Below are 24,152 nucleotides of genomic sequence, written 5' to 3'. Positions count from 1 at the left end.
GGCCTCGGCGGCGTCGTCGGGTCGCGGCGGCTGCGTGCCCGGCCGCGCCCGGCCTGCGGGGACCGCGCCGGTCTCGGCCCCGCGCGGCGCCGGGCCGGGCGGCACCGCCGCCGGAGCACCCGGAGCGGGCGGCGGTACCGGCCGCTTGATCGTCGGCAGTGCCGGATCGGTGTGGTGGGCACGGCCCGCCTGCCGCAGCCAGTCGGCCGGGCGCTCCGGTCGGCCGGCGCGGGACTCACCGGGCTGACGCCGGCGCCCCGACTCCCCGTCGGCGGGGCGCGGCGCGTGCGCGGGCTCCTCCGCCACGCCCGGTTCCGCCGGGCGGGACGCCCCGTCAGGCGTACGGTACGCGGGCGGCGGACCGCCCACCGTGGCGCGTCCGGCCCGGCCGGAGGTCTCGTCGTCGCCGGCCGCCCGCTGGCCCCGGCCTGCGATTTCGCCGTCGGGCACGGCGCGCCGGCCCGCGATTTCGCCGTCGGGCGCGGCGCGGCGGCCCCGGGCGGCGGGGCCGGCGGGCGGGGTCGCCCCGGCGCCGGTCGGCGCGGCGGGCGCGATGCCGGGAGGCGGCAGCGGCGGGGCGTTGCCCGAAGCCGGTACGGGCGGCGCGTTGCCCGAGAGCGGCACCGGCGGCGCGTTGCCGGAGCGGGGCACCGGGGGGGCCGCTTCCTCGGCGGCGCGGCGTCGACCGGTCGGCGGCGCGGGGCGTCGGTCCCGGTCGGACCCCGCACCGGCCGGCGCGGCGCCGGTCACCGGCGGGGCTGCCGTCGGCAGGGATCCGGTGCCGTCGGCCGGGGCGGGTGCGCCGGTGTCGGCCGGACCTCGCCGCATCCGGCCGGAGCGGGGGTCACGGCCCTCGGCCGGCGCCCCGCGCAGCTCGCCGGTCGGCGGTTGGACAGTGCCGGGCGGCGGGACGCCGACCCGGGCGGCGCCCACGGCACCACCCGGTCGCGCGGCGGCCGGCGGCGGGCCGTCCGGCACCGCCGCCCGCCCGTCGGGACGTCGGCCCGGGGGCGCCCCGGCGGGGTGCGGCGCCTCCGGGTACGGGGGCACCGCCGCACCGGGGCGGGGTCCGCCCGGCGCACCCGCGTGGGGGTGCGGGGGCGTGCCTGGCTGCGGTCCGACGGCCGGTCCGGGCTGCGGGCGGGCCCGGGGGTCGGCCTGCGGGTACGCCGGGAAGCCACGCGGATCCGGCGCGACTCCCTGCGGGCCGGCCGGGGTGTTCGGCTGCGGGCCCGTCGGGGCGCCGGCAGACGGAGGCGACGAGGCTGCGACCTGCGGCCCCGTCGGGGCGCCGGGGGTGGGGCGCGGCCGCCGGTCCGGGCCGTCCGGACCGGGTTGGGGGCGGCCGGCGGCCGAGGGCCGGGGGCCGGGCTGGTGCGTCGGGACCGGCCCGGAGGCTGCGGGGCCGGCTGGCCGGGGCGGCTCCGGCGCGCCCGGCCAGGGCCCGTCCACCGGGCGGGGGCGCGGCGGCTCGGCCTCGCCGCGGCGTACCGGGGGCGTGGCGGTCGGGCCGGGGCCGCGATGGGGCGCGGGCCCGGCCGGGCCCGCAGTCGTCGGCTCACCCGGGCGGGGGCCGGGAGGCGAGGCGGGCTCCACCCCGTCGGGGCCCAGCTCGGTGCGCTGCTGCTTGGCCGAGCGCAGGTCGTCGATCCAGCCGAACTCCTCGCCGCTGATCGGCTCCTCGGGCTCGGCCTCGGCCTTGCCCCGCCCCCAGCGGCGCCCCTTGGCGCGGGAGTCGCGCCGCTCGTCCGGGCCGTCCTCCGGTCGCTCCGAACCACGCGATCTCACTGGTGACCCTCCCCGGCGGCGTCTCTGCCGCCCTCTCGCGTCGCGTCGGCGCCGCCCGTTTCCGTCTGTCGGCGGCCGTTGCCGGCCGATCCGTCTCCGACCGCCGCCGGTGTCTCCGGGGGCGCGGCCGGTGCGGGCAGCCCCCGGACGATACGGCGCAGCAGCGGCAGCCGGGTGGCGACCGCGCGCTCCGCGCCGTGCTGGCTGGGCCGGTAGTAGTCGGTGCCGGCGAGGTCGTCGGGGGCGTACTGCTGGGTGACCACGCCGCGCTGGTCGTCGTGGGGGTAGCGGTAGCCGGTGCCGTGCCCCAGCCCCTTGGCGCCCGAGTAGTGCGCGTCGCGCAGCCCGCGCGGCACCGGCCCGCCCCGGCCGGCGCGTACGTCGGCGATGGCCGCGCCGATGGCGGTGGTCGCCGAGTTGGACTTCGGGGCGGTCGCCAGGTGGATCACGGCCTGGGCGAGGTTGAGCTGCACCTCGGGCAGCCCGACGTACTCCACGGCGTGGGCGGCGGCGGTGGCCACGCTCAGCGCTGTCGGGTCGGCCATGCCGACGTCCTCGCTGGCAAAGATGACCAGGCGACGGGCGATGAACCGGGCGTCCTCGCCGGCGACCAGCATCCGGGCCAGCCAGTGCAGCGCGGCGTCCACGTCGGAGCCGCGCATGCTCTTGATGAAGGCGCTGGTGACGTCGTAGTGGGCGTCGCCGGCCCGGTCGTAGCGCACGGCCGCCACGTCGACCGCCTGCTCGGCGGTGGCGAGGTCGATCCGCCCGGCGCCGAGGGCCGTGGCGGAGGCCGCCGCCGCCTCCAGCGCCGTCAGCGCCTTGCGCACGTCGCCGGCCGCGAGGCGTACGAGATGGTCCTCGGCCTCGGTCTCGAGGGTGAGCGCGCCGCCGAGCCCGCGCTCGTCGGCGACCGCGCGGCGCAGCAGGTCGCGCACCGCCGTGTCATCCAGCGGCTGGAGGGTGAGCAGCACGCACCGCGACAGCAGGGGCGAGATGACCGAGAAGTACGGGTTCTCGGTGGTCGCCGCGAGCAGCGTGACCGTGCGGTCCTCGACGGCGGCGAGCAGCGAATCCTGCTGGGTCTTGCTGAACCGGTGCACCTCGTCGATGAAGAGCACCGTCTGCGGGCCGCCGGAGCGGCGCTGACGTCGGGCGGTGTCGATCACCGCGCGCACGTCCTTGACGCCGGCGGTGAGCGCGGACATGGCGACGAAGCGGCGGTCGGTGGCGCGGGCCACCAGGTGCGCGATGGTCGTCTTGCCGCTGCCGGGCGGGCCCCAGAGGATGACCGACATCGGCGCGGTGGCCGAGACCAGTTGGCGCAGCGGGGCGCCGGGCGCGAGCAGGTGGTCCTGCCCGACCAGCTCGTCGATGCTGCGCGGGCGCATCCGGACGGGCAGCGGCGAGTCCTCCCCCACCGCCGTGAACCCGTCCACGCCGACGGAACCCGCGGGCGCGGGGGGCGCCGCGGCGGGCTCACCGAGGGAGAAGAGGGCGTCGGACTCCATCACGGGAACAGTACCGGGCCCGGCCGACGGCGCCGGAAGCGCGCCGTCGGGCCGGACCCGCGATGATCGGTTGCGGTCAGCCGCGGCCGGGGCGCCGGCCCCGGTACCACCGGCCGCCGCCCCCGCCGCCACCGCCGCGCGGGCCCCGGCCGACCCCGGCCAGGTACAGGGAGAGCAGCAGCAGGCCGATGAGCACGAGGGTGTTCCAGTTGAACAGGTCCGGGGCACCGAAGTTGGTGTCCAGCAGGTCGATGAGCAGGGCGAAGCCGAAAACGACCGCCGCGAGAATGGCGAGCATGACGTTCCTCCGGTGGGGGTTCCCAGTGGGTCGGCGCGGGATGTACCCAATCGGTCCGCTCGTCAATCTCCAGCGTGGAGCGACCCGCTCTCCGGGCGGCCCTGCCGACTGCCGGGGACCGGGGTACGCCCGCCGGCGGCCCCGGCGCCTCCTAGGCTGGAGGCATGATCATCGCCGACCGGGCCCTGGAGGGGCGCGACGCCATCCTGACGGCCGCCGGCCACCACCCGTACGCCCGGCACGCGCTCACCCACGGCGAGGTGCCGCGCGGCTGGCGGCGCGGCGAGGCGGTGGGCTGGCTGCTGCCGGCGGAGCACGGCCCGCGCGGCGGCGCGCTCGGCGCCCCCGGACCGGCGGTCGAACTCTTCGCCGGCCTGCTCGCGCGCGACGCCCTGCGGCCGGGTCAGTGGCTGCACCTGCCGCGACTCGACCCGGCGGCGCTGCCCGGCCGGCTGGCCGTGGCCCGCCACGACGAGTGGGACTTCCTCTGGACCACCCAGGCGTCGCCGCGCCAGCCCGACGAGGAGCGGGTGGTCCGGCTCACCGAGGCCGACCATCCGGCGCTGACCGCCCTGATCGACGAGGCGTTCCCCACCACCACCTCCCGCCCGGGCGACCCGAGGATCGTCGACTGGTACGGCATCCGCGACGGCGACCGGATCGTCGCCTGCGGCGCCGACCGCAGCCGGGGCGACATCGGCTTCCTCGCGGGCCTGACCGTCGCCCCCGACCGGCGGGGCCGAGGCCTGGGCGCGGCGCTGACCGCCGCGATGACCCGGGCCCTGCTCGCCCGCCACGACACCGTGGCCCTCGGCGTCTACAGCGTCAACGTCGGGGCCATCCGGCTCTACCGGCGGCTCGGCTTCGCCGCGAGCCTGGCCCGCAGCTCGGTGCAGCTCGGCTGAGCCGCGCGGTGCGGGCCGGCTCGGCCCGGGGAGCGTTTCTCGCGCATCGTTGCGGCCTGCAGGGTCCCGGCCCGCACCGCCGGGGCAACCGCCCGTCGCCCTGGCGGAAGTCAGGCCGGCGCTCCCCCACCGCCGTCGGCGTTCCCGCTCGTCAGGGCCAGGTCAGCGGCGCGGTCCACGGGCCGCGCCGGATCGGCGGTGGCGTGCTCGCCCGGGCCGGACCGCGCCCGACGTTCGGCCCGCCAGGCGGGCAGGTAGAGCGGGGCGGCGACGGCGAGCACCACAGCGCCCACGAACATCCCGAGGCTGATACTGGTGCGATCGGCCAGGGCGGTCAGTACGACGGCGCCGAGCGCTCCGGCTCCCCCGGCCATCATCGAGTTCAGCGAGATGACACTGGTCCGGTAGGGACCGTCGACCTGACGGTGCAGCAGTCCCATGTGCAGCGGGTTCGACGCGCCGTGCACGGCGTAGCAGGCCAGGTAGGCGATCAGCACCCCGACGGGGCCGGCGAAGAGGCCCATCCCGACGACCGTGACGCCCTGCAGGACGCGCAGCAGCGCGGCGCTCGGTGCGGCGCCCAGCCGGCTCAGCATCAGCGGGGTCAGCGCGGCGCCGGCCGCGTTCGCCAGCCAGGCCACGGAGGTGGCTGGGCCGAGCAGCGCCGCCGCCCGGTCGGCGTCGCCGACGACCTCCGCGAGCCGGACTGGCAGCAACCCCTCGAAGGCGACCATGCCGAAGCCCCAGAACAGCTCCACGGCCACCAGGGCCAGCAGCACCCGGGAGCGGCGCAGCAGCCCGAACGCCTGCCCCACCATCCGGGGCGCCTCGGTGATCGAGGCGCGCAGCGCGCCGGCGCTCCTGGCTGAGCGGGATTCCACCAGCAGAATCAGCAGCGTTACCAACGCCACCGTCTGAAGGGCGATGGCGGCGAGCACCGGCAGGGTCAGCGCGCTCACCGACCCGATCGGGCCGAGCGCGACCAGACCGCCGCTGAGCAGCGCGCCGGCACCGATGGCGACACCGATCACGGTGCCGGCGTAGCCGAGGCCACGCTCGTACTCGGCCTCCGGGTCGGCGGCGAGGCTGGCGTCGACGTACCAGGACTCCAGCGGGCCGCTGTCCAGCGCCCGGTAGACGCCCTGCAGCGCCCAGGACAGGAAGAAGAGCCAGAACGAGTCGGCCACCACGAAGACGGCGAGCGAGATCACGCAGGTCACCCAGGCGGCGACGAGCACGGGCTTGCGGCCGAGCGCGTCGGCGAACCCGCCGGTGGGCAGTTCCAGCGCGAGGACGATCAGACCCTGTGCGGTGGCGACCAGACCGATCTGGGAGAGCGAAAGGCCGCGTTCCTGCATCAACAGGATCATCACGGGGATGAGCAGGCCGGCAGGCAGCCAGCGCAGGCCGTAGAGCACGAGGTAGCGACGCCGGATCTGGCGTACGGACAGCGTGCTCACCGGTCCTCCTCGCCTGACGGGTCCGCGAGCCGCATGTCCGCCAGCAGCGGGAAGGCGGCCAGGTAGATCTGCACCTGCTCCGCACCCGGCTCGGCCGGGTCAGCCTCGCCGTGGAACCGCTCCAGGACCCGCCACAGCTCGGCTGTCAGCGCCGCGAGCCGGTCCGGCGGGACGGTCATGAAGATGTCGCCCATGCCGAGGGCGTCACGCCACGCCGGCGAGTACTTGTGGCGGACGGCGAACCAGTGCTCGGCGTGCTGGACAAACCACCGGACCTGGTCGCCCTCGATCCACTCGATGGCCGCCCGGGCGTCCGGGTCGTCGTCGAAGTCGCTGGGCTCCCAGTTGGTGACGTCGTGCGCGGCACGCCAGAACCGCTGCCGCCCGGTGCCGAGGTCCGGATCCTCCACGACGAGGCCGACCTCGGCGAGCTGACGCAGGTGGTAGCTGGTGGCCCCGGTGTTGGTGCCGAGCAGTTCGGCGAGGCGGGTGGCGGTCGACGGGCCCTTGATCCGTAGCGCGCCGAGCAGTCGCATCCGCAGCGGGTGCGCCAGTACCCGCACCTGCCGGTGGTCGATCCGGACCTCGCGAGCCGGCTCACGGGCCGCAGAAGAATTCTCCATCCCTGCACAATAAATGTGCACACTTTCTATGCACAAGGGTTGTGCATAGAAAGTGTGCACGGCTGGAAGCGTGTGCGCGCGGTTCCGAGCGGTCAGCGGGTCAGCAGTTCGCGCACCCCGCGCAGGCGGGTGCGGAGCAGCCCGGCGGCGCGGGTGGCGTCGAGGCGCACCTCCGCGGGGCGGAGCATGCCGGCGGCGACCCCGGTGGTGGTCTTCATGCCGGCCGGGTCGATGCCGGTGTGCGCGGCGACCAGCAGGCCCAGTTCCGCGCGGCTGACCGCGTCCGGACCGGCCACGTTGAGCGGACCGGCGTAGTCGGTGCCGATGAGTTCCAGTACGGCGGCGGCCAGGTCGGTGACGTCGATCGGACAGCGGAACTCGTCGGTGAACAGGCTCGCCCGGCCGGCGAGCGCGTCGTGGCAGAGCTGGATCTGCTTGCTCCCCGCCCCGACGATCAACGAAGTACGCACCAGCGCCGCGCGCGGGTCGAGGACACGGACCGCCGTCTCGGCCGCCGCCTTGGCCGCCCCGTACGGAAACACCGGGCTGGGTGGCTCGTCGTCGCCGTAGGGCTCGGGGCGGCCGGCGTGCAGCGCGTCGCTGGAGATGTGCACCAGCCGGGCTCCCGCCTCGGCAGCGGCGTACGCGACGTGCGCCGCGCCGTCCGCGGTGACCGCCCAGTCGCCGTACCGGTAGGGGGTGCCGACGACCGCGTCGGGGCGTACCTCGGCGACCAGCGCGCGGACCGCGACGCGGTCGGTCACGTCCAGGCGACGCGCCGCCACCCCCGGCGCTCCGATCGCCCCCGAGTGGTACGTCCCCACCACCGACCACCCGGCACGCACCGCCTGCCGGCACACCTCCGCACCCATAAACCCACTGCCCCCGACCACGAGCAGTCTCATCCCGCCCCACCTCCAGCGTCGACCATGAAGGTGCCGTCGTGGCACGCCGGCAACTTCATGGTCGACTCACCAGGGCCGGTGGGCCGGGTCAGGTGGGGTCGGCGACCGGGGCGGCCGGGCCGGCCGTGCCGGTGTGCGGGGCGGCCTGCGGCTTGGGCTTGGCGTCGATGCCGGCCTCGGCGCGCTGCTGGGCGGTGATCGGCGTCGGCGCGCCGGTCAGCGGGTCGAAGCCGCCCCGGGTCTTCGGGAAGGCGATGACCTCGCGGATCGAGTCCGCGCCGGCGAGCAGCATGCAGACCCGGTCCCAGCCGAACGCGATGCCGCCGTGCGGCGGGGCGCCGTACTTGAATGCCTCCAGCAGGAAGCCGAACTTGTCCTGCGCCTCCTCGGGGGTGATGCCGAGCAGGTCGAAGACCCGCTTCTGCACGTCGCCCCGGTGGATACGGATGGAGCCGCCACCGATCTCGTTGCCGTTGCAGACGATGTCGTACGCGTACGCCAGCGCGCGGTCCGGCGCCTCCTCGAACCGGTCGACCCACTCGGCGTTCGGCGAGGTGAACGGGTGGTGCACGGCCGTCCAGCCGCCCTCGTCCGTACGCTCGAACATCGGCGCGTCGACCACCCAGCAGAACGCCCAGGCGCTCTCGTCGACCAGCCCGGCCCGCTTGGCGATCTCGATGCGGGCCGCGCCGAGCAGTTCCTGCGCCTCGCGGGTGTTGGCGCTGGCGGCGAAGAAGACCGCGTCGCCCGGCTTGGCGCCGACCGCGTCGGCGAGCCCGCCCAGGTGCTCGGCGGAGAGGTTCTTCGCCACCGGCCCGCGCGCCTCGCCGGTCTCGGCGTCGAGCACCACGTACGCCAGGCCGCGCGCGCCGCGCGCCTTCGCCCAGTCCTGCCAGCCGTCGAGTTCCTTGCGGCTCTGCGCCGCGCCACCCGGCATGACGACGGCGCCGACGTAGCCGCCCGCGTCGATCGCGCCGGCGAAGACCCGGAACGCGGTGCCGCGCAGGTAGTCGGTCAGCTCGGTCAGCTCGACGCCGTAGCGCAGGTCGGGCTTGTCGGAGCCGTAGCGGGCCATCGCGTCGTGCCAGGTGATGCGCGGGATCGGCCGGGAGATCTCGTGGCCGGCCAGGTCCTTCCACAGCGCCGAGACGATCGCCTCGCCGAGGTCGATGACGTCGTCCTCGGTGACGAAGGACATCTCGATGTCGAGCTGCGTGAACTCCGGCTGCCGGTCGGCGCGGAAGTCCTCGTCGCGGTAGCAGCGGGCGATCTGGTAGTACCGCTCCATGCCGCCGACCATCAGCAGCTGCTTGAACAGCTGCGGCGACTGCGGCAGCGCGTACCAGCTGCCGGGCTGGAGCCGCACCGGCACCAGGAAGTCGCGGGCGCCCTCCGGGGTGGACCGCGTCAGCGTCGGGGTCTCGATCTCCAGGAAGTCCCGCTCGTGCAGCACCGTCCGGGCGAGCTGGTTGGCCCGCGAGCGCAGCCGCATCGCCTTCGCCGGGCCGCTGCGGCGCAGGTCGAGGTAGCGGTAGCGAAGCCGGATGTCGTCGCCGGCCTCGACCTGGTCGTCCACCGGCAGGGGCAGCGGCGCGGCCTCCGAGAGCACCTCCAGCTCGGCGGCGGTCACCTCGATCTCGCCGGTCGGCAGCTCCGGGTTCTCGTTGCCCTCGGGGCGGCGGGTCACCTCGCCGGTCACCCGGACGCAGAACTCGTTGCGCAGCGCGTGCGCGTCCTCCTCGCGGAACACCACCTGGACCACGCCGGACCCGTCGCGCAGGTCGACGAAGATCACGCCGCCGTGGTCGCGCCGGCGGGCCACCCACCCGGCGAGCGTCACCGTGGTGCCGGCGTCCGTCGCGCGCAGGCTGCCGGCGTCATGGGTACGGATCACGACTAGCGTCTCCTCATCTGCGGTACACCGTTACCCCTGGCATTCTGTCAGTCCTGCCGGGCGTGGGTCCGCGCCACCCGTCGAGGGTCATGCTCCGCGTCGAGTGGCCCGTCGGCTCCGCCGACGACGGCGGTGCGCCCGCAGCCTCAGTCCTCCGGGATGTTCCAGGCGGTGGCCCGGAGGACGACCGAGCGCTCGTTGCTGATCGAGACGACCTCGATCAGCACCATCCGCCAGTCGTCGCGCCGCTCTCTGGCCTTGGAGTAGCTGGTGCTGACGCAGAGCCAGCTGCCCTTGCGCAGCGGCACCTCCGCGTTCTCGGCGATCGGCGCGGCGCGGATCGCGTCCGCGCACTCCTGCGGCCGCATGCCGGCGCGCGCCGTCTCGCTGCCGTCAACGCCCGCGCCCAACTGCACGTACGGCGCCCCCGCCTGGCAGTCCGGACTGAACGTCAGATCGGAGCTGCCGAGACCGACGTTCGCCCGCGGCTCGTCGAGGTCGACGTACATCTCGGCGAAGCACTTCGCCGGGTTGAGCGTCAGACTCTGCGCCTCGTACTCCGCCTGGTAGACGGTCCGCTCGTTGAGCACCGGAGGCTGCCCCGGTGAGCGCGGCGCCTCCCCCGGCCCGGTTCCGCCGTCAGGTGCGTCCACCGGATCGCTCGGCGACGGCAGGGAAGACGCCTCGGAACCGGCGGGTGTGGCGGTGGGCACGACGATCGGCGAGCGGGCCGACGCGATGTCCCGCGCCGTGCGTGCCTGGTCGAGCGCCCGCCAGGAGACGACGGCGGAACCGAACGACGCCAGCAGGGCCAGCACCGCGATGCCGAGCACCACCGCGCCGAACCGGTTGCGCCGGGAACCGCCCGGTGCGGGCGCGGACGGGGGACGCGTCGCGCTCGACGCCCACGGGACCTCGGTGCCGCCGACAGGCGGGGAGGGAGGCGTCGTGCCGGGCTGGTGCGGCGTCGCCGGAGGCTGCGTGGATGGCTCCTGCGGGGGGTCGGGCTGGTTCACACCTACCACCTCCTGCAATGGCAGAGGTCGATTCGACATCGCCGGGCCGCCAGTGCTCACCGGCTTGAGCCCGCACGTTATCAGGAATGCGTGACACCCCGGGCGGAGTAATCTTCGACAGCGCGAAGGTGACAATACTCCGACAGGCATCTGCGTTGGACCGACACGGCCACGGCCATGGCGAAGGGACGATGCGAGACATGGAAGACTCGGGCCAGAGTCGGGCGGCGAACCCCTTCGTGCGGGTGACCCTGATATTCACCGCGCTGGGTGTGCTGTTCACCGCGCTCACTCTCGCGCGGGACGTCTCCGGCTGGGACCTCGGGTGGGGAAAGGCAGACCGCTCCGCCACACCGACACGTACGCCGGAGGCCGGCCCGGTGAACCCCCCCGGCTCCGGGCCCGCCAAGGTCGCGCCGGCCGGATCGCCAACCGCGGTCCGACTGGACACGCTGCCGGTCGAGGCCGGTGCGGCCAATCTCGTCAAACTGCCGCGGCAACTGGCCGGCCACCCGGAATACGATCGGTCGATCGTCATCAATTGCCCGAGAAACACCGGATCGGACAAGCAGCGGGAAGTCACGTACCGGTTGCAGCGACGCTTTCTCGACCTGACCGCGACCGTCCGGCCGTATTTCCCGTCAGCGGACGACCGCGACGGTGCGGTCCTCGTCTACGCGCAGGTGACGATCCGCGAGAAGGACGACACCGTCACCCGCGTCGTACGGGGGCAGCAGTTCGAGGCACGGATGACCGCCCCCCGCGACCTCGTCGCGGACGTGGAGGGCGCCGACGAACTCGTACTGCGGATCCAGTGTGAGTTCCCGGATGGTGCGGTCGTGTTCACGGGCGCGAGCGTCACCGCCGGCTGACGCCGGGTCAGTCGCGTGGGTCTGCCGGCAGGAGGTGGTTGACCACGATCTCCCCGACGGTCAGCGCCCGGGCCCGCTCCTCGACCCCCCGGTCGGCGCCGGTGAGCCGGCCGCCGTGCTGGCGCAGGTGCTCCTCCCAGGAGGGCACCTGGTAGACCTCGACGTAGCCGTCCGCCCGTTCGCCCGTGCGGAACAGGCCCCAGCGCATCGCCCCCGTACGCCGTCGGGACCTGCCCACCAGGCGCATCGCCGCGACGAACTCCGCCTGCCGCTCCGGCGGCACCGTGTAGGAGACGGTCACCAGCACCGGCCCGGTCCGCGGGTCCGCCGGCAGCGTCAGGTGCGGCTCGGGCCACCAGACCGCCGGGTCCCGGTCGAGGCCCCGGGTCTCGCGCAGCGGCCAGAGCGGCACGCTCGCCGCGCCGACCGCCATCGCCCCGGCCGCCACGCAGAGGGCCACGACGAGGCTGGTCAGCTCGCCGAGCGCACCCCAGGTGAGCGCGCCGAGCGCCTGCCCGCCGGCGAAGACCATCTGGTAGACCGAGAGGCCGCGGGCACGTACCCAGCCGGGCAGGAAGAGCTGCATGGCGGCGTTGACGCTGGACAGCACGGTCATCCACGCCATGCCGGCGGGCACCAGGGCCAGGGCGACCGGCACGGGGCCCGGTGCCAGGGCGAGTACCACCAGGACGGCGGCGTAGACCAGGCCGGCCAGCAGCAGGAGCCGGTTGGTGCTGAGCGCCAGCCGGATCCGGGGCAGCACGAGGGCGCCGGCCACCGCGCCGATGCCGAGCGCGGCGAGCAGCACGCCGTATCCGCCCGCGCCCAGGTGCAGGCGGCGGCTCGCGACCAGGGGCAGCAGCGCCCACAGTGCGCTGCCGGGCACCACGAACAGCGCCGCGCGCAGCAGGATCCGGCGGACGACCGGGGAGTGCCGTACGTACCGGCCGCCGGCGCGCAGCGCGGCGGTGAACCGCTCGGGCAGGTCGTCGCCGCCGGTTCGTTCCGGCCGCCAGCGCAGCAGCGCCAGGGCGAAGACGGCGAACGACACCGCGTTGACCGCGAAGACGGTGGCGACGCCGGCGCGGGCGACCAGCACACCGGCCACCGCGGGTCCGACCGCGCGGGCCAGGTTCACGCTGATCGACCCGAGCGCCGAGGCCGAGACGATCTGCGACCGGGGCACCAGGTCGGGGATGACCGCCTGCCAGGCCGGCAGGGTCAGCGCCTGGCCGACGCCGAGCGCGAAGGTCAGGGTGAGCAGCAGCGCCGGCGGCATCCGGCCGGCGACGGTGAGGCCGGTCAGCAGTACGCCGACGGTGGCCAGGAAGCACTGCACCCCGATCAGCAGCCGGCGGCGGTCGAGGGTGTCCGCCAGCGCGCCGGCGGGCAGGGCGAGCAGCAGGACGGGCAGCATGCTGGCGGTCTGCACCAGCGACACCAGGGTCGAGGCGTTGGCCTCGTTGACGAGCAGCCACTGGGCGCCGACGGTCTGCATCCAGGTGCCCACGTTGCTGGCCAGCACCGCCAGCCAGAGGCTGCGGAACGCGGCGAGCCGCAGCGGGGCCCAGGCGGACGTGGGGGCGTCGACGGCGGGCGGGGTCACGGAGGCGCTCACCGGCCGGAACGTACCCCGACCTGCGGGGTCCAGTCCGGCGAACCGGTCGCGGCACGCGGACGGGCCGCCGGGATCACCCGGCGGCCCGCTGCGGTGCGATCGATCAGAAGATGCTGACGCCGTAGCGGCTCAGCGCCTCACCGACCGGCTGGAAGTAGGTCGTGCCGCCGGTGCGGCAGTTGCCGCTGCCACCGGAGGTCAGGCCCAGGGCGGTCGAGCCGCTGAACAGCGAGCCGCCGCTGTCGCCCGGCTCGGCGCAGACGTTGGTGCGGATCAGGCCGGAGACCGAGCCCTCGGCGTAGTTCACCGTGGCGTTGAGCGCGGTGACCGAGCCGCTGCGCAGGCCGGTGGTGCTGCCGGAGCGCTGCACCGACTGGCCGACGTAGGCGTTCCCGGCCGCGGTGATGTCCCGGTAGCTGCCGTTGTAGAGGTAGACGTTGCCGGCGGCGTTGGCGGAGTTGTTGTGCCGCACGATGCCGTAGTCGTTGCCCGGGAAGCTGGTGCCGGTGCGGCTGCCCAGCAGGTTGGTCTGGGCGGAGTTGCTGTACCAGCTCGACGAGATGTTGGTGCAGTGCCCAGCGGTCAGGAAGTAGTAGGTGCTGCCGCTGCGGACGTTGAAGCCGAGGGAGCAGCGACCGCCGCCACCGGCGTAGATGGCCTGGCCGCCGGAGATCCGGGTGCCGAGCACGCCGGCCTCGGACTCGATGCGGATCGCGCCGTTCATCTTCGCGGCGGCGGCCTTCACCCGCTCCAGCTTGGCACCGGTGACCGTGCTGTCGACGGAGACGACGACCTGGTTGGTGGCCGGGTCGGTCCACCACGCGGTGCCGGGGATCTTGGCGGAGCGGTCCAGCTCCGAGGTGGCCCGGGCCAGCTCGCTGGCGCCGCGCTTGACCAGCTTCGGGGTGGCGCCGGCGGCGCTGACCTGGCGGGCGGCGAGCGCGTCGGTCACGGTGACGACCATCTTGCCGCTGGCGTCGGCGTACGTGCCGGCGGAGCGGTCGCCGAGGCGCTCGGCCAGGCCGGCGGCGGCGTCGGGCGAGGCGAACGAGGGTGCGGCCTGGGCGGGCGCGCCGATCAGCGAGCCGGCGACCATGGCGCCGGCCGCGGCGACGACGGCGGCACGACGGAGCGAGGACCTCGTGGGTCGCATGTAACAAACCTCCAGGGAGGGGGTCTCGGGCCCTCGTCGGGGCGACAAGGGCCTGGATCAGCCCGTCCGGCCTGGGGGAACCAGGCGAGCTGAGTGAAGTATTCACATACTTGAGTAAGTAGGCAAGACCCGACTTTGTCCTTTTCGCCCCGGCTGCCGCGGCCATCGGCCCGAAACATTGTGGACACTGACGTACGTCTATACGCTCGACCCACCGTCCCACCATCCGGTACGCGCGATCCGGAGGCCACCATGAAGTCCGCCCGACGACTCCTCGCTCCCCTCGCCGCCCTCACCGCCCTCGTCCTGCTGGCCGCCAGCCCGGCCGCCGCCGACCCCGGCCCGCCCCCGAACTCGATGGCAAGCCTCGGCGACTCGATCACCCGCGGCTTCAACGCCTGCGGCTGGTACACCGACTGCACCTCCCGGTCCTTCAGCACCGGCGACAACTCCACCGTGGACAGCCAGTACCTGCGCATCCGCGCGACCAACACGGCCATCGACGGGCGCAACCACAACGACGCGCGCAGCGGCGCGAAGTCCGCCGACATGTACGGTCAGGCCGGCACCGCCGTCAGCCAGGGCGTCGACTACGTCACCATGCTGATCGGCGCCAACGACGCCTGCACCAGCACGGAGGCGGCGATGACGCCGGTGGCCACCTACCGCGCCAACATCGACGCCGCGCTCGGTCGCCTCAAGGCCGGGCTGCCCACGGCCCGGGTGCAGCTGATCAGCGTGCCGGACATCCACCGGCTCTGGGCCGTCGGCAAGGACAGCGGCAGCGCCCGCAGCGCCTGGTCGCTGTTCGGCATCTGCCAGTCGATGCTGGCCAACCCGACCTCCACGGCGCAGGCGGACGTGGACCGGCGCAGCCGCGTACGCCAGCGGGTCGTCGACTACAACGCCCAGCTCGCCCAGGCCTGCGCCGCGTACGGGCCGAACTGCGACTTCGACGACAACGCCGTGTTCGGCTACCCGTTCACCCTCGGCCAGCTCTCCAGCTGGGACTACTTCCACCCGAACGCCTCGGGGCAGCGGGTGCTGGCGAGCGTCTCGTACGCCGCCGGTTTCGGCTGGTAGCGGGCCCGACCGACGCGCGGGCGGCGACCGCCGTCCGCGCGTCGCGACACGGGCCCGCCGGCGGTTCAGCCGGCGCGGCGGCGCGCCCCTGGCCCCGGTCGCGGCACCACGTCGCGCGGCCGGACGATCTCGTGGCCGCGCTCGCAGCGCAGCTCGACGCGGACCTCGGCGCCGCAGTCGCGGTGCGCGGCCGTCAACGGCGAGCCCTCCGGATCGGCCAGGTAGCGGTCCCCCCAGCCGAGGACGGCGACCAGCACCGGCCACAGGTCGAGCCCCATCTCGGTCAGCCGGTACTCGTGGCGCTCGCGGCTGCCGGGCTCCCGGTAGGGCTCGCGCCGCAGGACGCCGCGCTCCACCAGCATCGCCAGCCGGTTGGCCAGCACCTGCCGGGGCACGCCGGTGCGCACCCGCATGTCGTCGAAGCGGCGGACGCCGTTGAAGACCTCGCGCAGGACCACGAGGGTCCACCGCTCGCCGAGAATCTCCATCGCGCGGGCGATGGTGCAGTTCTCCACCGACCAGTCCAGTGCCGCGGGTCTCATGCGCCCCAGGCTAGGTCTGATTGACAGACTCAGCAACGCGCTGCCAGGCTGAGTCCATGACACAGACGCAGGATCCGGCGCGCAGCCGTACCTTCTCGTGGTCCGACCCCGGCATCAACGCCGCGCACGTCGGCCGGCGCGGCGGCCTGGAACTGCTCCGCGCGATGATCGCCGGCGAGCTGGCGGCGCCGCCCATCATGCACCTGGTCGACATGTCCCGCATGGAGGCCGACGAGGGGTGGGTGGCCGTCGAACTCGTCCCGCAGGAGTTCCACTACAACCCGCTGGGCACCGTGCACGGCGGGGTCATCTCCACCCTGCTGGACACCGCCGCGGCGTGCGCGGTGCACACCACCCTGCCGGCCGGGGTCGGCTATACCTCGCTGGACCTGAACGTGAAGTTCCTCCGCCCGGTCACCGTCGCGAGCGGCACCCTGCGCTGCGAGGGCACCGTCCTGCAGAGCGGCCGCCGCACGGCCCTGGCCGAGGCGAAGCTGCTCGACGCGAAGTCGCGCCTGGTCGCCCACGCCACCTCGACCTGCCTCCTCTTCCCCCTGGAGACCCCGCCCACCGAGTAGTCGAATCATGCAGTTGTGGTGCCGGAATCCTGGTGGTCCAGGTGTTCCGTCCCCCGCCACAACTGCGTGATCGACGGCCCTGTCGCGAGGGTCGGGGTCAGCGGGAGGCGAGGCGGGCGGCGCGGGCGTCGCGCTTCTCCTCGAAGCGGGACGCGGCGCGCTCCAGGTCGTCCAGGTGCGCCGCGATCTGGTCGCGGGCGGCCTCGCCGCCGGCGTCGAGCCCCGTCACGTTGAAGACGTCCCACTGGCGCAGCACCGGCGCCACCACGTCGTCGCGGTGCTGGCGCAGGTCGTAGATGCCGGCGAGGGCGATCGCCACGGACTTGCGGGCGAAGCCGTCGATGCCGTTGCCGGGCATCTGGAAGTCGGCCACCACGTCGGCCACCGCCCGCATCGCCTGGCTCGGCGCCAGCTCGAAGGCGGCGGCCAGCAGGTTGCGGTAGAAGACCATGTGCAGGTTCTCGTCGGCCGCGACCCGGGCCAGCAGCGCCTCGCACGCCGGATCCCCGGTGACCCGACCGGTGTTGCGGTGCGAGATACGGGTGGCCAGCTCCTGGAACGAGACGTACGCCAGGGAGTGCAGCACCTCGTCGTCGTGCACGTTGGCGTAGCCGGCGGACATGTGCGTCATCCGGGCCCGCTCCAGCGCCACCGGGTCCACCGCCCGGGTGACGGTGAGGTAGTCGCGGATGGCGGTGCCGTGGCGGCCCTCCTCGGCGGTCCACCGGTGCACCCACGTGCCCCAGGCGCCGTCGCGGCCGAACAGGGTGGCGATCTCGTGGTGGTACGAGGGCAGGTTGTCCTCGGTCAGCAGGTTGACGATCAGCGCGGTACGGGCCACGTCGGGGATCGTCGAGTCGGACTCCGACCACGCCTCGCCGCCCAGCGGGCCGTTGAAGGTGCGCCCCTCGCTCCACGGCACGTACTCGTGCGGGAACCACTCCTTGGCGACGGCCAGGTGCCGGTCGAGGTTCTTCTCGACGACGGGTTCCAGTTCGAGGAGCAGGGCGGTCTGGCTGAGTGCGGTCACGACGATCTCCCTACGGTGGCGTAACTTACGCCACCGTAGGTCCGATCGCGCGTACGCGCCAGTAATGTCTCAGCTGATCAGCGGCCTGAGGTCCGCCCGGGGCGGCGTCCACTCCCCCGCCGCCGCGGCGACCTGTTCGCCGGAACGGATGTCCTTCACCTCGTCGGCCGCGCCGTCCGCCCCGGGGAACCACACGTACGGGATGCCCCGCCGCTCGGCGTAGCGGATCTGCTTGCCGAACTTCGCCGCGCTCGGCGACACCTCGGTCGGTACGCCCCGCGAGCGCAGCGCCTCGGCCACCCGGTTGCTGGCGGCACGCCGCTCCTCGCTGGTCACCGCGACGAGGACGCAGGTCGGCACGTCGCGCGACACCGACAGCGCCCCGGCGCCGAAGAGCAGCCCGAGCAGCCGGGTCACCCCGATCGAGATGCCCACCCCCGGGAAGCGGGTGGCGCCGGCGCTGGCCAGGTTGTCGTACCGGCCGCCGGAGCAGATCGAGCCGAAGCGCTCGTAGCCGACGAGCTGCGTCTCGTAGACGGTGCCGGTGTAGTAGTCCAGGCCACGGGCGATGCGCAGGTCGGCCACGCACAACCCCGGCGAGTGCGCGGCGGCCGTCTCGACGACCCGGACCAGCTCCTCGACGCCCTCGTCGAGCAGCGGGTCGCTGACGCCCAGGGCGCGTACGGCGTCCGCGAAGGAGGCGTCCGGCGCGGAGATCTCCGCCAGCGCCAGACACCCCTTCGCCTGTGCCTCGCTCGCCCCGGCGGTCTGCGCCAGCAGCTCGGCCACCTTCGCCGGGCCGATCTTGTCGAGCTTGTCCACCGCGCGCAGGGCCGCCTCGGGGTCGGTCAGCCCGATGCCCCGGTAGAAGCCCTCGCAGATCTTGCGGTTGTTGACCTGGATCTTCACCGGCGGGATCGGCAGCGAGCGCAGCGCGTCGCCGATCACCAGCGGCATCTCGGCCTCGTGGTGCGCCGCGAGGGTGTCCCGGTCGACGATGTCGATGTCAGCCTGGAGGAACTCGCGGTAGCGCCCCTCCTGCGGCCGCTCACCCCGCCACACCTTCTGGATCTGGTAGCGGCGGAACGGGAACTGGAGCTTGCCGGCGTTCTCCAGCACGTAGCGGGCGAACGGCACGGTCAGGTCGAAGTGCAGGCCGAGCGCGTCGTCGCCGGCCGGGCCGTCGGTGTCGGCCTGAAGGCGCCGGATCAGGTAGACCTCCTTGGAGGTCTCCCCCTTGCGCAACAGCTGGTCCAGCGGCTCCACCGCGCGGGTCTCCAGCGGGGCGAAGCCGTACAACTCGAAGGTGTCGCGGATCTTGTCGAGGACGTACTGCTCGATCATCCGCTGCGCGGGCGTCCACTCCGGGAAGCCGGAGATGGGCGTGGGCTTGCTCATGATGCTCCGTTCGCGGTCCCGCGCTTCTCGGCGCGGGCGAAGAGTCGGCGCGGCCGGCCACGGCCGCGGGAGTCGGTGCGGCCGGTCAGAGGCCGCGGGCGGGGGCCGCCGGTCGCGCGCCGCCACCCGCCACCTCGACGAGGTACGGGTTGGTCGCGCGCTCGCGGCCGATGGTGGTCGCGGGGCCGTGGCCGGGCAGCACGACGGTGTCGTCGGCCAGCGGGAGGATCTTGTCCCGGAGGCTGGTGACCATCCTCGTCATGCTGCCGCCCGGCAGGTCGGTGCGGCCGATGGAGCCGGCGAACAGGACGTCGCCGGAGAGGCAGAGCTGATCCGCCTCCCAGGACGAGCCAGCGGCCGGCAGTCGGAAGAGCACCGACCCGCCGGTATGGCCCGGGGCGTGGTCGACGGTGATCTCCAGCCCGGCGAGGGCGAGCGTGGCGCCGTCGGTCAGCTCGGCCACGTCCTCCGGCTCGGTGTACGGCAGCCGCCCGCCGAAGAGCGCCCTGAGATCCGCCGACAGCCCCTTGGCGGGGTCGGCGAGCATCTCCCGGTCGCCGGGGTGCACGTACGCGGTGATGCCGCGCGCGCCGCAGACCGGCGCCACCGAGAACGTGTGGTCGAGGTGGCCGTGGGTGAGCAGGACGGCGGCCGGGTGCAGCCGATGCTCGGCCAGCAGGGCGTCGAGCCGGTCGAGCACCCCGATGCCGGGGTCGACCACCACGCACTGCTCCCCCGGCGCGGCGGCCACCACGTAGCAGTTGGTGCCGAAGGCGTCCGCGGGAAAGCCGGCCACGAGCACGTCCGCTCCCCTTCCGTCGAATCCGTTGCCTGTCAGCAGCCTATCGGGCGGGGCGACCGGGTTCTGCGCGTGCGTCCGGGGCGTCCCGCGTGGCGCCGACCCGGGCCCCGTCCCGGGCACCGGGTGCGGCGGCGATCGCGTGCGTCCCGTGGGCCCCACCGGGCGCAGTGACGCGTTCCGATAAACCCGGCCCGGACCTCGTACACCACTTTCCCAGCCGGTAGCCGTACACTCTGGCGGGCGTGTGGCGTGGCGCACCCGCCGTCGAACGGGCGCAGGACGCCCGACCACCGGTGACGACCAGGGTAGAGGAAGGGGAGCACGGGTGGCTTCCAGCAGGGACCGGCAGCGCAAACTGGCGCGGGCCAAGCTCGACCGGCAACTCGCCCGCCGGGCCGCCGCCGTCAGACGCCGCCGGCAGATCCAGGCCGGTGTCGGCGTCGCCGTCGTGCTCGTGCTCATCGTGGCCGGCTCGGCGTGGGCGCTGGGCGCCTTCGACGACGAGCCGAAGGAGAACACGGCCACCGAGGACGTCTGCCTGTGGACCCCGCAGGACGCCACCGCGAACACCAACCTCAAGGACGTCGGCACCCCGGCGACCCAGGGGCTGCCCACCGACGGCGTACGCCCGATGACCGTCACCACCAACCAGGGCGCGCCGATCACCGTCGAGCTGGACCTGGCCGGCGCCCCCTGCGCGGCGGCGAGTATCGCCCACCTGGCCAGCCGGTCGTTCTACGACAACACCAAGTGCCACGAGATCACCGCCGAGGGCGCGGTGCGCTGCGGCGACCCCAGCGGCACCGGGCTCGGCGGCCCCACCTACTCGTTCTACGACGAGAACGTCCCCACCGCGCCGTCGCCGTCGGCGAGCCCGGCGGCCGGCCAGCCCGCGACCTACCCGAAGGGCACGGTCGCGATGGTCGCCAACCCGCCGGGCGCCAACGGCAGCCAGTTCCTGATGTTCTTCAAGGACTTCACGACCGCCGACCCGAAGTACCCGATCATCGGCCGGGTCACCGGCGGGATCGACGTGCTGGCGAAGATCGGTGCCAAGCCGACCGTGGACAATGGGACCGGGGCCAAGGTCAAGCCCAAGGACGACGACGTGGTCGTGCAGAGCCTGACCGTCGGTGAGCCCGTGGCGCAGGCGGCCTCGGCGCCGACGCCGCCCGCCTCGGGCGCTCCGGCGGCCAGCCCGAGCGCCGGCTGACCCGGCCGCCCCACCAACCTCAGCGGCACCGACCGCCCACAGACAGCCCAGGAGGATCCAGGCGTGACGTCCACCAGAGAGCGGCAGCGCGCGGCGGCGCGCGCCCGGCTCGAGAAGGAGATGGCCGAGCGCGCGGCCAGGGCCCGCAAGCGCCGGCAGACCCAGGCGATCGTGGGGGCCGCTTCGGTCCTGGTCCTCGTCGTCGCCGGCACGGTCTGGCTCGTCACCGCCCTCGGTGACGACGACAAGACCGACACCGCCGGCCCGGCGGCCGGCAACGTGCAGTGCGCCTGGACCGAGGTCCCCACCGACCAGCGGTCCCCGCAGATCAAGGACGTCGGGCTGCCGCCCGTGCAGCAGTCGGCCACGGGCACCCAGACGATGACGATCGACACCGACCTGGGCCCGATCACCGCCACGATCGACCGGGCGGCGGTGCCCTGCACCGCGGGCAGCTTCACCCACCTGGCGGAGAAGAACTTCTTCGACAACAGCAAGTGCCACCGGCTGGTGACCGAGGGCATCAAGGTGCTCCAGTGCGGTGACCCGAGCGCGACGGGCAAGGGCTGGCGCCAGACCGACGGCACCGGCGGCCCGAGCTACCGGCTCGCCGAGGAGAACCTGCCCACCGACAAGCGGCCCCCGTACCCGGAGGGCGTGATCGCGATGGCCAACTCGGGCCAGCCGGGCAGCACGGGCAGCCAGTTCTTCATCGTCTACGGCGACTCGCCGCTGGAGCCGAAGTACACCGTCCTGGGCACCATCACCGGCGGCATGGACCTCGTCAAGCAGGTCGCGGCGGCGGGCGACGACAAGGCGTTCGCGAAGCAGGCCGGTGGCGGCCACCCGAAGAAGGAAGTCACCATCAAGAAGCTCACCATGAGCGCCCCCCAGGGCTGAACCACACCCCAGCCGTACGACGAGCGCCCGCCGGCAGTGCCGGCGGGCGCTCGTCGTTGCGCTGTCCCTCCCGCGGTAGGCGGGCGGGAGGGCGGGTCAGGCGCCGGAGGTGACGCGGTAGGCGTCGAAGACGCCGTCGACCTTGCGGACCGCGGCCAGCAGGTGGCCCAGGTGCTTCGGGTCGGCCATCTCGAAGCTGAACCGGCTCACCGCCACCCGGTCGCGCGTGGTGGTGACCGTGGCGGAGAGGATGTTCACCCGCTCCTCGGAGAGCACCCGGGTCACGTCGGCCAGCAGCTTGTGCCGGTCCAGCGCCTCGACCTGGATGGCGACCAGGAAGGTCGACGCCGAGGTGAGCTTCCAGCTAACCTCCACCACCCGCTCGGCCTGCGCCCGCAGGTCCTCGGCGTTGGCGCAGTCGTCGCGGTGCACGCTGACTCCGCCGGAGCGGGTGACGAAGCCGAAGACCGAGTCCGGCGGCACCGGCGTGCAGCAGCGCGCCAGCTTGATCCAGACGTCGCTGACCCCGCGCACCACCACGCCCGGGTCGGCGCTGCTCTGCCGGCTGCGCGGCGGCCGGGTGGCGACGGCGGTCTCGGCGATGTCCTCCGCCGCGCCCTCCTCGCCGCCGTACGCGGCCATCAGCTTCTGCACCACCGACTGGGCGGAGACCTGGCTGTCGCCGACGGCGGCGTAGAGCGAGGCGACGTCGGCGAGGTGCAGGTCGCGGGCGATCGCCATCAGCGCGTCGGAGGTGAGCATCCGCTGCAACGGCATGCCCTGCTTGCGCATCGCCTTGACGATCGCGTCCTTGCCGGCCTCGATCGCCTCCTCGCGCCGCTCCTTGTTGAAGTACTGCCGGATCTTCGTACGCGCCCGCGGGCTCTTGACGAAGCCCAGCCAGTCCTGCGTCGGGCCGGCCGTGTCGGACTTCGAGGTGAAGATCTCGATCACGTCGCCGTTGGACAGCGTCGACTCCAGCGGCACCAGCTTGCCGTTGACCCGCGCCCCGATGCACTTGTGTCCCACCTCGGTGTGCACCGCGTACGCGAAGTCCACCGGCGTCGAACCCGTCGGCAGCGGGATGACGTCGCCCTTCGGGGTGAAGACGTACACCTCCTGGCTGGACAGGTCGAAGCGCAGCGCGTCGAGGAACTCGCTCGGATCGGCCGCCTCCCGCTGCCAGTCCAGCAGTTGGCGCAGCCACGTCATCTCGTCGATGTGCGCCGGCGGGCCGACGATCTGGGTGCCCTTGTGCTCCTTGTACTTCCAGTGCGCGGCGATGCCGAACTCGGCGGTGCGGTGCATCGCGTACGTGCGGATCTGCATCTCGACCGGCTTGCCGGTGGGCCCGATGACCGTCGTGTGCAACGACTGGTACATGTTGAACTTGGGCATCGCGATGTAGTCCTTGAACCGGCCCGGCACCGGCTGCCAGTTGGCGTGGATCACGCCAAGCGCCGCGTAGCAGTCGCGCACCGTGTCGACCAGGATCCGCACCCCGACCAGGTCGTAGATGTCGTTGAAGTCGCGACCCCGCACGATCATCTTCTGGTAGATCGAGTAGAGGTGCTTCGGCCGCCCGGTCGTCTCCGCCTTGATCTTGGCGGCCTTCAGGTCCGTCTGCACCTTCTGGGTGACCTGGCGCAGCAGCGCCTCGCGTTGCGGCTGGTGCTCCCCGATGAGGCGGTTGATCTCCTCGTAGCGCTTCGGGAAGAGCGTGCCGAACGCGAGATCCTCCAGCTCCCACTTGATCGTGTTCATGCCCAGCCGGTGGGCCAGTGGGGCCAGGATCTCCAGCGTCTCCTTCGCCTTCTGCTCCTGCTTCGGGCGGGGCAGGAAGGTGAGGGTACGCATGTTGTGCAGCCGGTCGGCCAGCTTGATCACCAGCACCCGCGGGTCCTTGGCCATCGCGACGACCATCTTGCGGATGGTCTCGGCCTTGGCCGCGTCGCCCAGCTTGACCTTGTCGAGCTTGGTCACCCCGTCGACCAGCAGCGCCACCTCGCCGCCGAAGTCGGCGCGCATCTGGTCGAGGGTGTATTCCGTGTCCTCGATCGTGTCGTGCAGGAGCGCGGCGACCAGGGTGGTGGTGTCCATGCCCAGGTTGGCCAGGATCGTGGCGACCGCGAGCGGGTGGGTGATGTAGGGGTCGCCGGACTTGCGGTACTGCCCGGAGTGCCAGCGGGCCGCCGTGTCGAAGGCGCGCTGGAGCAGCCGCGCGTCCGCCTTGGGGTGGGCGTCGCGGTGGGTCGAGATCAGCGGCTCCAGCACCTCGCTGACCTGCGAGGACTGCCAGGGCGCGTTGAACCGCGCCAGCCGCGCCCGGACCCGGCGGCCGGTGGGCGCGGTGGAGAGCGCGAAGCCGGCGCTCGGAATGTGGTCGCCGATGACGTCGGCGGGGAACGGGAGCACGACCCCCTCGGTCGCCGCGCCCGCGTCGCCGCCCGCCGCGAGCGGCGTGTCGGGGCGTACGGGATCGACCGCGCCGGTCGCGCCGGACGTCTTCTCCGGGGCCTGCGCGTCACCGTTCCGTGCGGTCACCGAGCCGTCCGCGTCGCCT

The 24,152-nt window shown here is 73.8% G+C and carries 19 protein-coding genes and 1 pseudogene; 6 read left to right on the top strand and 14 right to left on the bottom strand.

Features of this window, described 5'->3' with window-relative positions; translation table 11 throughout:
• Positions 1 to 1,784: 1,784 nt before the first annotated feature.
• Together ACTMS2_RS23070 and ACTMS2_RS23065 are read right to left on the bottom strand one after the other, a co-directional pair.
• Positions 1,785 to 3,299, bottom strand: a complete 1,515-nt coding sequence (locus ACTMS2_RS23070) for a replication-associated recombination protein A (protein WP_441177260.1) — start codon at positions 3,297 to 3,299, stop codon at positions 1,785 to 1,787.
• Positions 3,300 to 3,375: 76 nt separating this feature from the next.
• Positions 3,376 to 3,597 (bottom strand): hypothetical protein, encoded by a 222-nt coding sequence (locus tag ACTMS2_RS23065; RefSeq protein WP_089000992.1) that lies wholly within the window; start codon positions 3,595 to 3,597, stop codon positions 3,376 to 3,378.
• Between the two features lie 164 nt (positions 3,598 to 3,761).
• On the opposite strand from ACTMS2_RS23065, the gene ACTMS2_RS23060 reads away from it, so the two are divergent.
• The gene (locus ACTMS2_RS23060) at positions 3,762 to 4,502 is read left to right on the top strand and encodes a GNAT family N-acetyltransferase (RefSeq protein WP_441177259.1); all 741 of its coding nucleotides are present in this window, start codon (positions 3,762 to 3,764) and stop codon (positions 4,500 to 4,502) included.
• A 110-nt stretch (positions 4,503 to 4,612) separates the two neighbouring features.
• On the opposite strand, the gene ACTMS2_RS23055 is transcribed toward ACTMS2_RS23060, so the two are convergent.
• The 5 genes from ACTMS2_RS23055 to ACTMS2_RS23035 all read right to left on the bottom strand — a co-directional run bounded on the left by ACTMS2_RS23055 (position 4,613) and on the right by ACTMS2_RS23035 (position 10,400).
• Positions 4,613 to 5,962: an MFS transporter gene (locus ACTMS2_RS23055; protein ID WP_441177258.1), complete on the bottom strand. Its 1,350-nt coding sequence runs from the start codon at positions 5,960 to 5,962 to the stop codon at positions 4,613 to 4,615.
• Positions 5,959 to 6,585 (bottom strand): helix-turn-helix domain-containing protein, encoded by a 627-nt coding sequence (locus ACTMS2_RS23050; protein ID WP_441177257.1) that lies wholly within the window; start codon positions 6,583 to 6,585, stop codon positions 5,959 to 5,961. Before ACTMS2_RS23050 ends, ACTMS2_RS23055 begins: the two co-directional genes overlap by 4 nt.
• Positions 6,586 to 6,677: 92 nt before the next feature.
• The gene (locus tag ACTMS2_RS23045; RefSeq protein ID WP_441177256.1) at positions 6,678 to 7,490 is read right to left on the bottom strand and encodes a sugar nucleotide-binding protein; all 813 of its coding nucleotides are present in this window, start codon (positions 7,488 to 7,490) and stop codon (positions 6,678 to 6,680) included.
• Positions 7,491 to 7,578: 88 nt separating this feature from the next.
• Complete coding sequence (aspS, locus tag ACTMS2_RS23040; RefSeq protein ID WP_357973834.1) at positions 7,579 to 9,384, bottom strand: aspartate--tRNA ligase; 1,806 nt, start codon at positions 9,382 to 9,384, stop codon at positions 7,579 to 7,581.
• Positions 9,385 to 9,530: 146 nt separating this feature from the next.
• Positions 9,531 to 10,400 (bottom strand): hypothetical protein, encoded by an 870-nt coding sequence (locus ACTMS2_RS23035; RefSeq protein WP_441177255.1) that lies wholly within the window; start codon positions 10,398 to 10,400, stop codon positions 9,531 to 9,533.
• A gap of 200 nt (positions 10,401 to 10,600) precedes the next feature.
• Here ACTMS2_RS23035 and ACTMS2_RS23030 point away from each other — a divergent pair, with 200 nt between their 5' ends.
• Complete coding sequence (locus ACTMS2_RS23030; protein ID WP_441177254.1) at positions 10,601 to 11,272, top strand: hypothetical protein; 672 nt, start codon at positions 10,601 to 10,603, stop codon at positions 11,270 to 11,272.
• A gap of 7 nt (positions 11,273 to 11,279) precedes the next feature.
• Here ACTMS2_RS23030 and ACTMS2_RS23025 read toward each other — a convergent pair whose 3' ends face one another.
• Together ACTMS2_RS23025 and ACTMS2_RS23020 are read right to left on the bottom strand one after the other, a co-directional pair.
• Positions 11,280 to 12,890, bottom strand: coding sequence for an MFS transporter (locus ACTMS2_RS23025; RefSeq protein ID WP_441177253.1), 1,611 nt, complete (start codon positions 12,888 to 12,890; stop codon positions 11,280 to 11,282).
• A 103-nt stretch (positions 12,891 to 12,993) separates the two neighbouring features.
• Positions 12,994 to 14,043: a S1 family peptidase gene (locus ACTMS2_RS23020; protein ID WP_441177252.1), complete on the bottom strand. Its 1,050-nt coding sequence runs from the start codon at positions 14,041 to 14,043 to the stop codon at positions 12,994 to 12,996.
• Between the two features lie 252 nt (positions 14,044 to 14,295).
• Between ACTMS2_RS23020 and ACTMS2_RS23015 the strand changes: the two genes are divergently transcribed.
• Positions 14,296 to 15,126 carry a GDSL-type esterase/lipase family protein gene (locus ACTMS2_RS23015; RefSeq protein ID WP_441177251.1) on the top strand — a complete coding sequence of 277 codons (831 nt, stop codon included), beginning with the start codon at positions 14,296 to 14,298 and terminating at the stop codon, positions 15,124 to 15,126.
• A gap of 65 nt (positions 15,127 to 15,191) precedes the next feature.
• On the opposite strand, the gene ACTMS2_RS23010 is transcribed toward ACTMS2_RS23015, so the two are convergent.
• A complete protein-coding gene (locus ACTMS2_RS23010) occupies positions 15,192 to 15,668 on the bottom strand; it encodes a winged helix-turn-helix transcriptional regulator (RefSeq protein WP_441177250.1) in 477 nt (158 codons plus the stop codon).
• A 56-nt stretch (positions 15,669 to 15,724) separates the two neighbouring features.
• On the opposite strand from ACTMS2_RS23010, the gene ACTMS2_RS23005 reads away from it, so the two are divergent.
• Positions 15,725 to 16,246, top strand: coding sequence for a PaaI family thioesterase (locus tag ACTMS2_RS23005; protein WP_101409204.1), 522 nt, complete (start codon positions 15,725 to 15,727; stop codon positions 16,244 to 16,246).
• A 97-nt stretch (positions 16,247 to 16,343) separates the two neighbouring features.
• Here the strand turns inward: ACTMS2_RS23005 and ACTMS2_RS23000 are convergent, their stop codons facing one another.
• From ACTMS2_RS23000 to ACTMS2_RS22990, 3 genes are all read right to left on the bottom strand, one after another.
• Positions 16,344 to 17,276 (bottom strand): acyl-ACP desaturase, encoded by a 933-nt coding sequence (locus ACTMS2_RS23000; protein WP_441177249.1) that lies wholly within the window; start codon positions 17,274 to 17,276, stop codon positions 16,344 to 16,346.
• A gap of 69 nt (positions 17,277 to 17,345) precedes the next feature.
• Complete coding sequence (hisS, locus tag ACTMS2_RS22995; protein ID WP_441177248.1) at positions 17,346 to 18,674, bottom strand: histidine--tRNA ligase; 1,329 nt, start codon at positions 18,672 to 18,674, stop codon at positions 17,346 to 17,348.
• Between the two features lie 85 nt (positions 18,675 to 18,759).
• Entirely contained in the window at positions 18,760 to 19,476 is a 717-nt protein-coding gene (locus tag ACTMS2_RS22990; protein WP_089001006.1) for an MBL fold metallo-hydrolase, read from the bottom strand.
• A gap of 325 nt (positions 19,477 to 19,801) precedes the next feature.
• Here ACTMS2_RS22990 and ACTMS2_RS22985 point away from each other — a divergent pair, with 325 nt between their 5' ends.
• Both ACTMS2_RS22985 and ACTMS2_RS22980 read left to right on the top strand, forming a co-directional pair.
• The gene (locus tag ACTMS2_RS22985) at positions 19,802 to 20,689 is read left to right on the top strand and encodes a peptidylprolyl isomerase (RefSeq protein ID WP_441177247.1); all 888 of its coding nucleotides are present in this window, start codon (positions 19,802 to 19,804) and stop codon (positions 20,687 to 20,689) included.
• Between the two features lie 63 nt (positions 20,690 to 20,752).
• A complete protein-coding gene (locus ACTMS2_RS22980) occupies positions 20,753 to 21,589 on the top strand; it encodes a peptidylprolyl isomerase (RefSeq protein WP_441177246.1) in 837 nt (278 codons plus the stop codon).
• 96 nt (positions 21,590 to 21,685) lie between these two features.
• Here ACTMS2_RS22980 and ACTMS2_RS22975 read toward each other — a convergent pair.
• Positions 21,686 to 24,016, bottom strand: a pseudogene (locus ACTMS2_RS22975) (RelA/SpoT family protein); the annotation flags it as partial.
• Positions 24,017 to 24,152: the final 136 nt, after the last annotated feature.

Origin of the sequence: Micromonospora sp. SD12 (assembly GCF_052068495.1) — a bacterium.
In the GTDB taxonomy this organism is placed as follows: domain Bacteria; phylum Actinomycetota; class Actinomycetes; order Mycobacteriales; family Micromonosporaceae; genus Micromonospora; species Micromonospora echinofusca.
Note: the sequence above shows the minus strand (reverse complement) of the source record. Positions and strands in the feature narration are given on the sequence as shown.

What these genes read in the sequence shown, in the direction of transcription:
- ACTMS2_RS23070 (WP_441177260.1), bottom strand. Translation starts at nt 3,299, where the DNA reads ATGGAGTCCGACGCCCTCTTCTCCCTCGGTGAGCCCGCCGCGGCGCCC.
- ACTMS2_RS23065 (WP_089000992.1), bottom strand. Translation starts at nt 3,597, where the DNA reads ATGCTCGCCATTCTCGCGGCGGTCGTTTTCGGCTTCGCCCTGCTCATC.
- ACTMS2_RS23060 (WP_441177259.1), top strand. Translation starts at nt 3,762, where the DNA reads ATGATCATCGCCGACCGGGCCCTGGAGGGGCGCGACGCCATCCTGACG.
- ACTMS2_RS23050 (WP_441177257.1), bottom strand. Translation starts at nt 6,585, where the DNA reads ATGGAGAATTCTTCTGCGGCCCGTGAGCCGGCTCGCGAGGTCCGGATC.
- ACTMS2_RS23045 (WP_441177256.1), bottom strand. Translation starts at nt 7,490, where the DNA reads ATGAGACTGCTCGTGGTCGGGGGCAGTGGGTTTATGGGTGCGGAGGTG.
- ACTMS2_RS23030 (WP_441177254.1), top strand. Translation starts at nt 10,601, where the DNA reads ATGGAAGACTCGGGCCAGAGTCGGGCGGCGAACCCCTTCGTGCGGGTG.
- ACTMS2_RS23020 (WP_441177252.1), bottom strand. Translation starts at nt 14,043, where the DNA reads ATGCGACCCACGAGGTCCTCGCTCCGTCGTGCCGCCGTCGTCGCCGCG.
- ACTMS2_RS23015 (WP_441177251.1), top strand. Translation starts at nt 14,296, where the DNA reads ATGAAGTCCGCCCGACGACTCCTCGCTCCCCTCGCCGCCCTCACCGCC.
- ACTMS2_RS23010 (WP_441177250.1), bottom strand. Translation starts at nt 15,668, where the DNA reads ATGAGACCCGCGGCACTGGACTGGTCGGTGGAGAACTGCACCATCGCC.
- ACTMS2_RS23005 (WP_101409204.1), top strand. Translation starts at nt 15,725, where the DNA reads ATGACACAGACGCAGGATCCGGCGCGCAGCCGTACCTTCTCGTGGTCC.
- hisS (WP_441177248.1), bottom strand. Translation starts at nt 18,674, where the DNA reads ATGAGCAAGCCCACGCCCATCTCCGGCTTCCCGGAGTGGACGCCCGCG.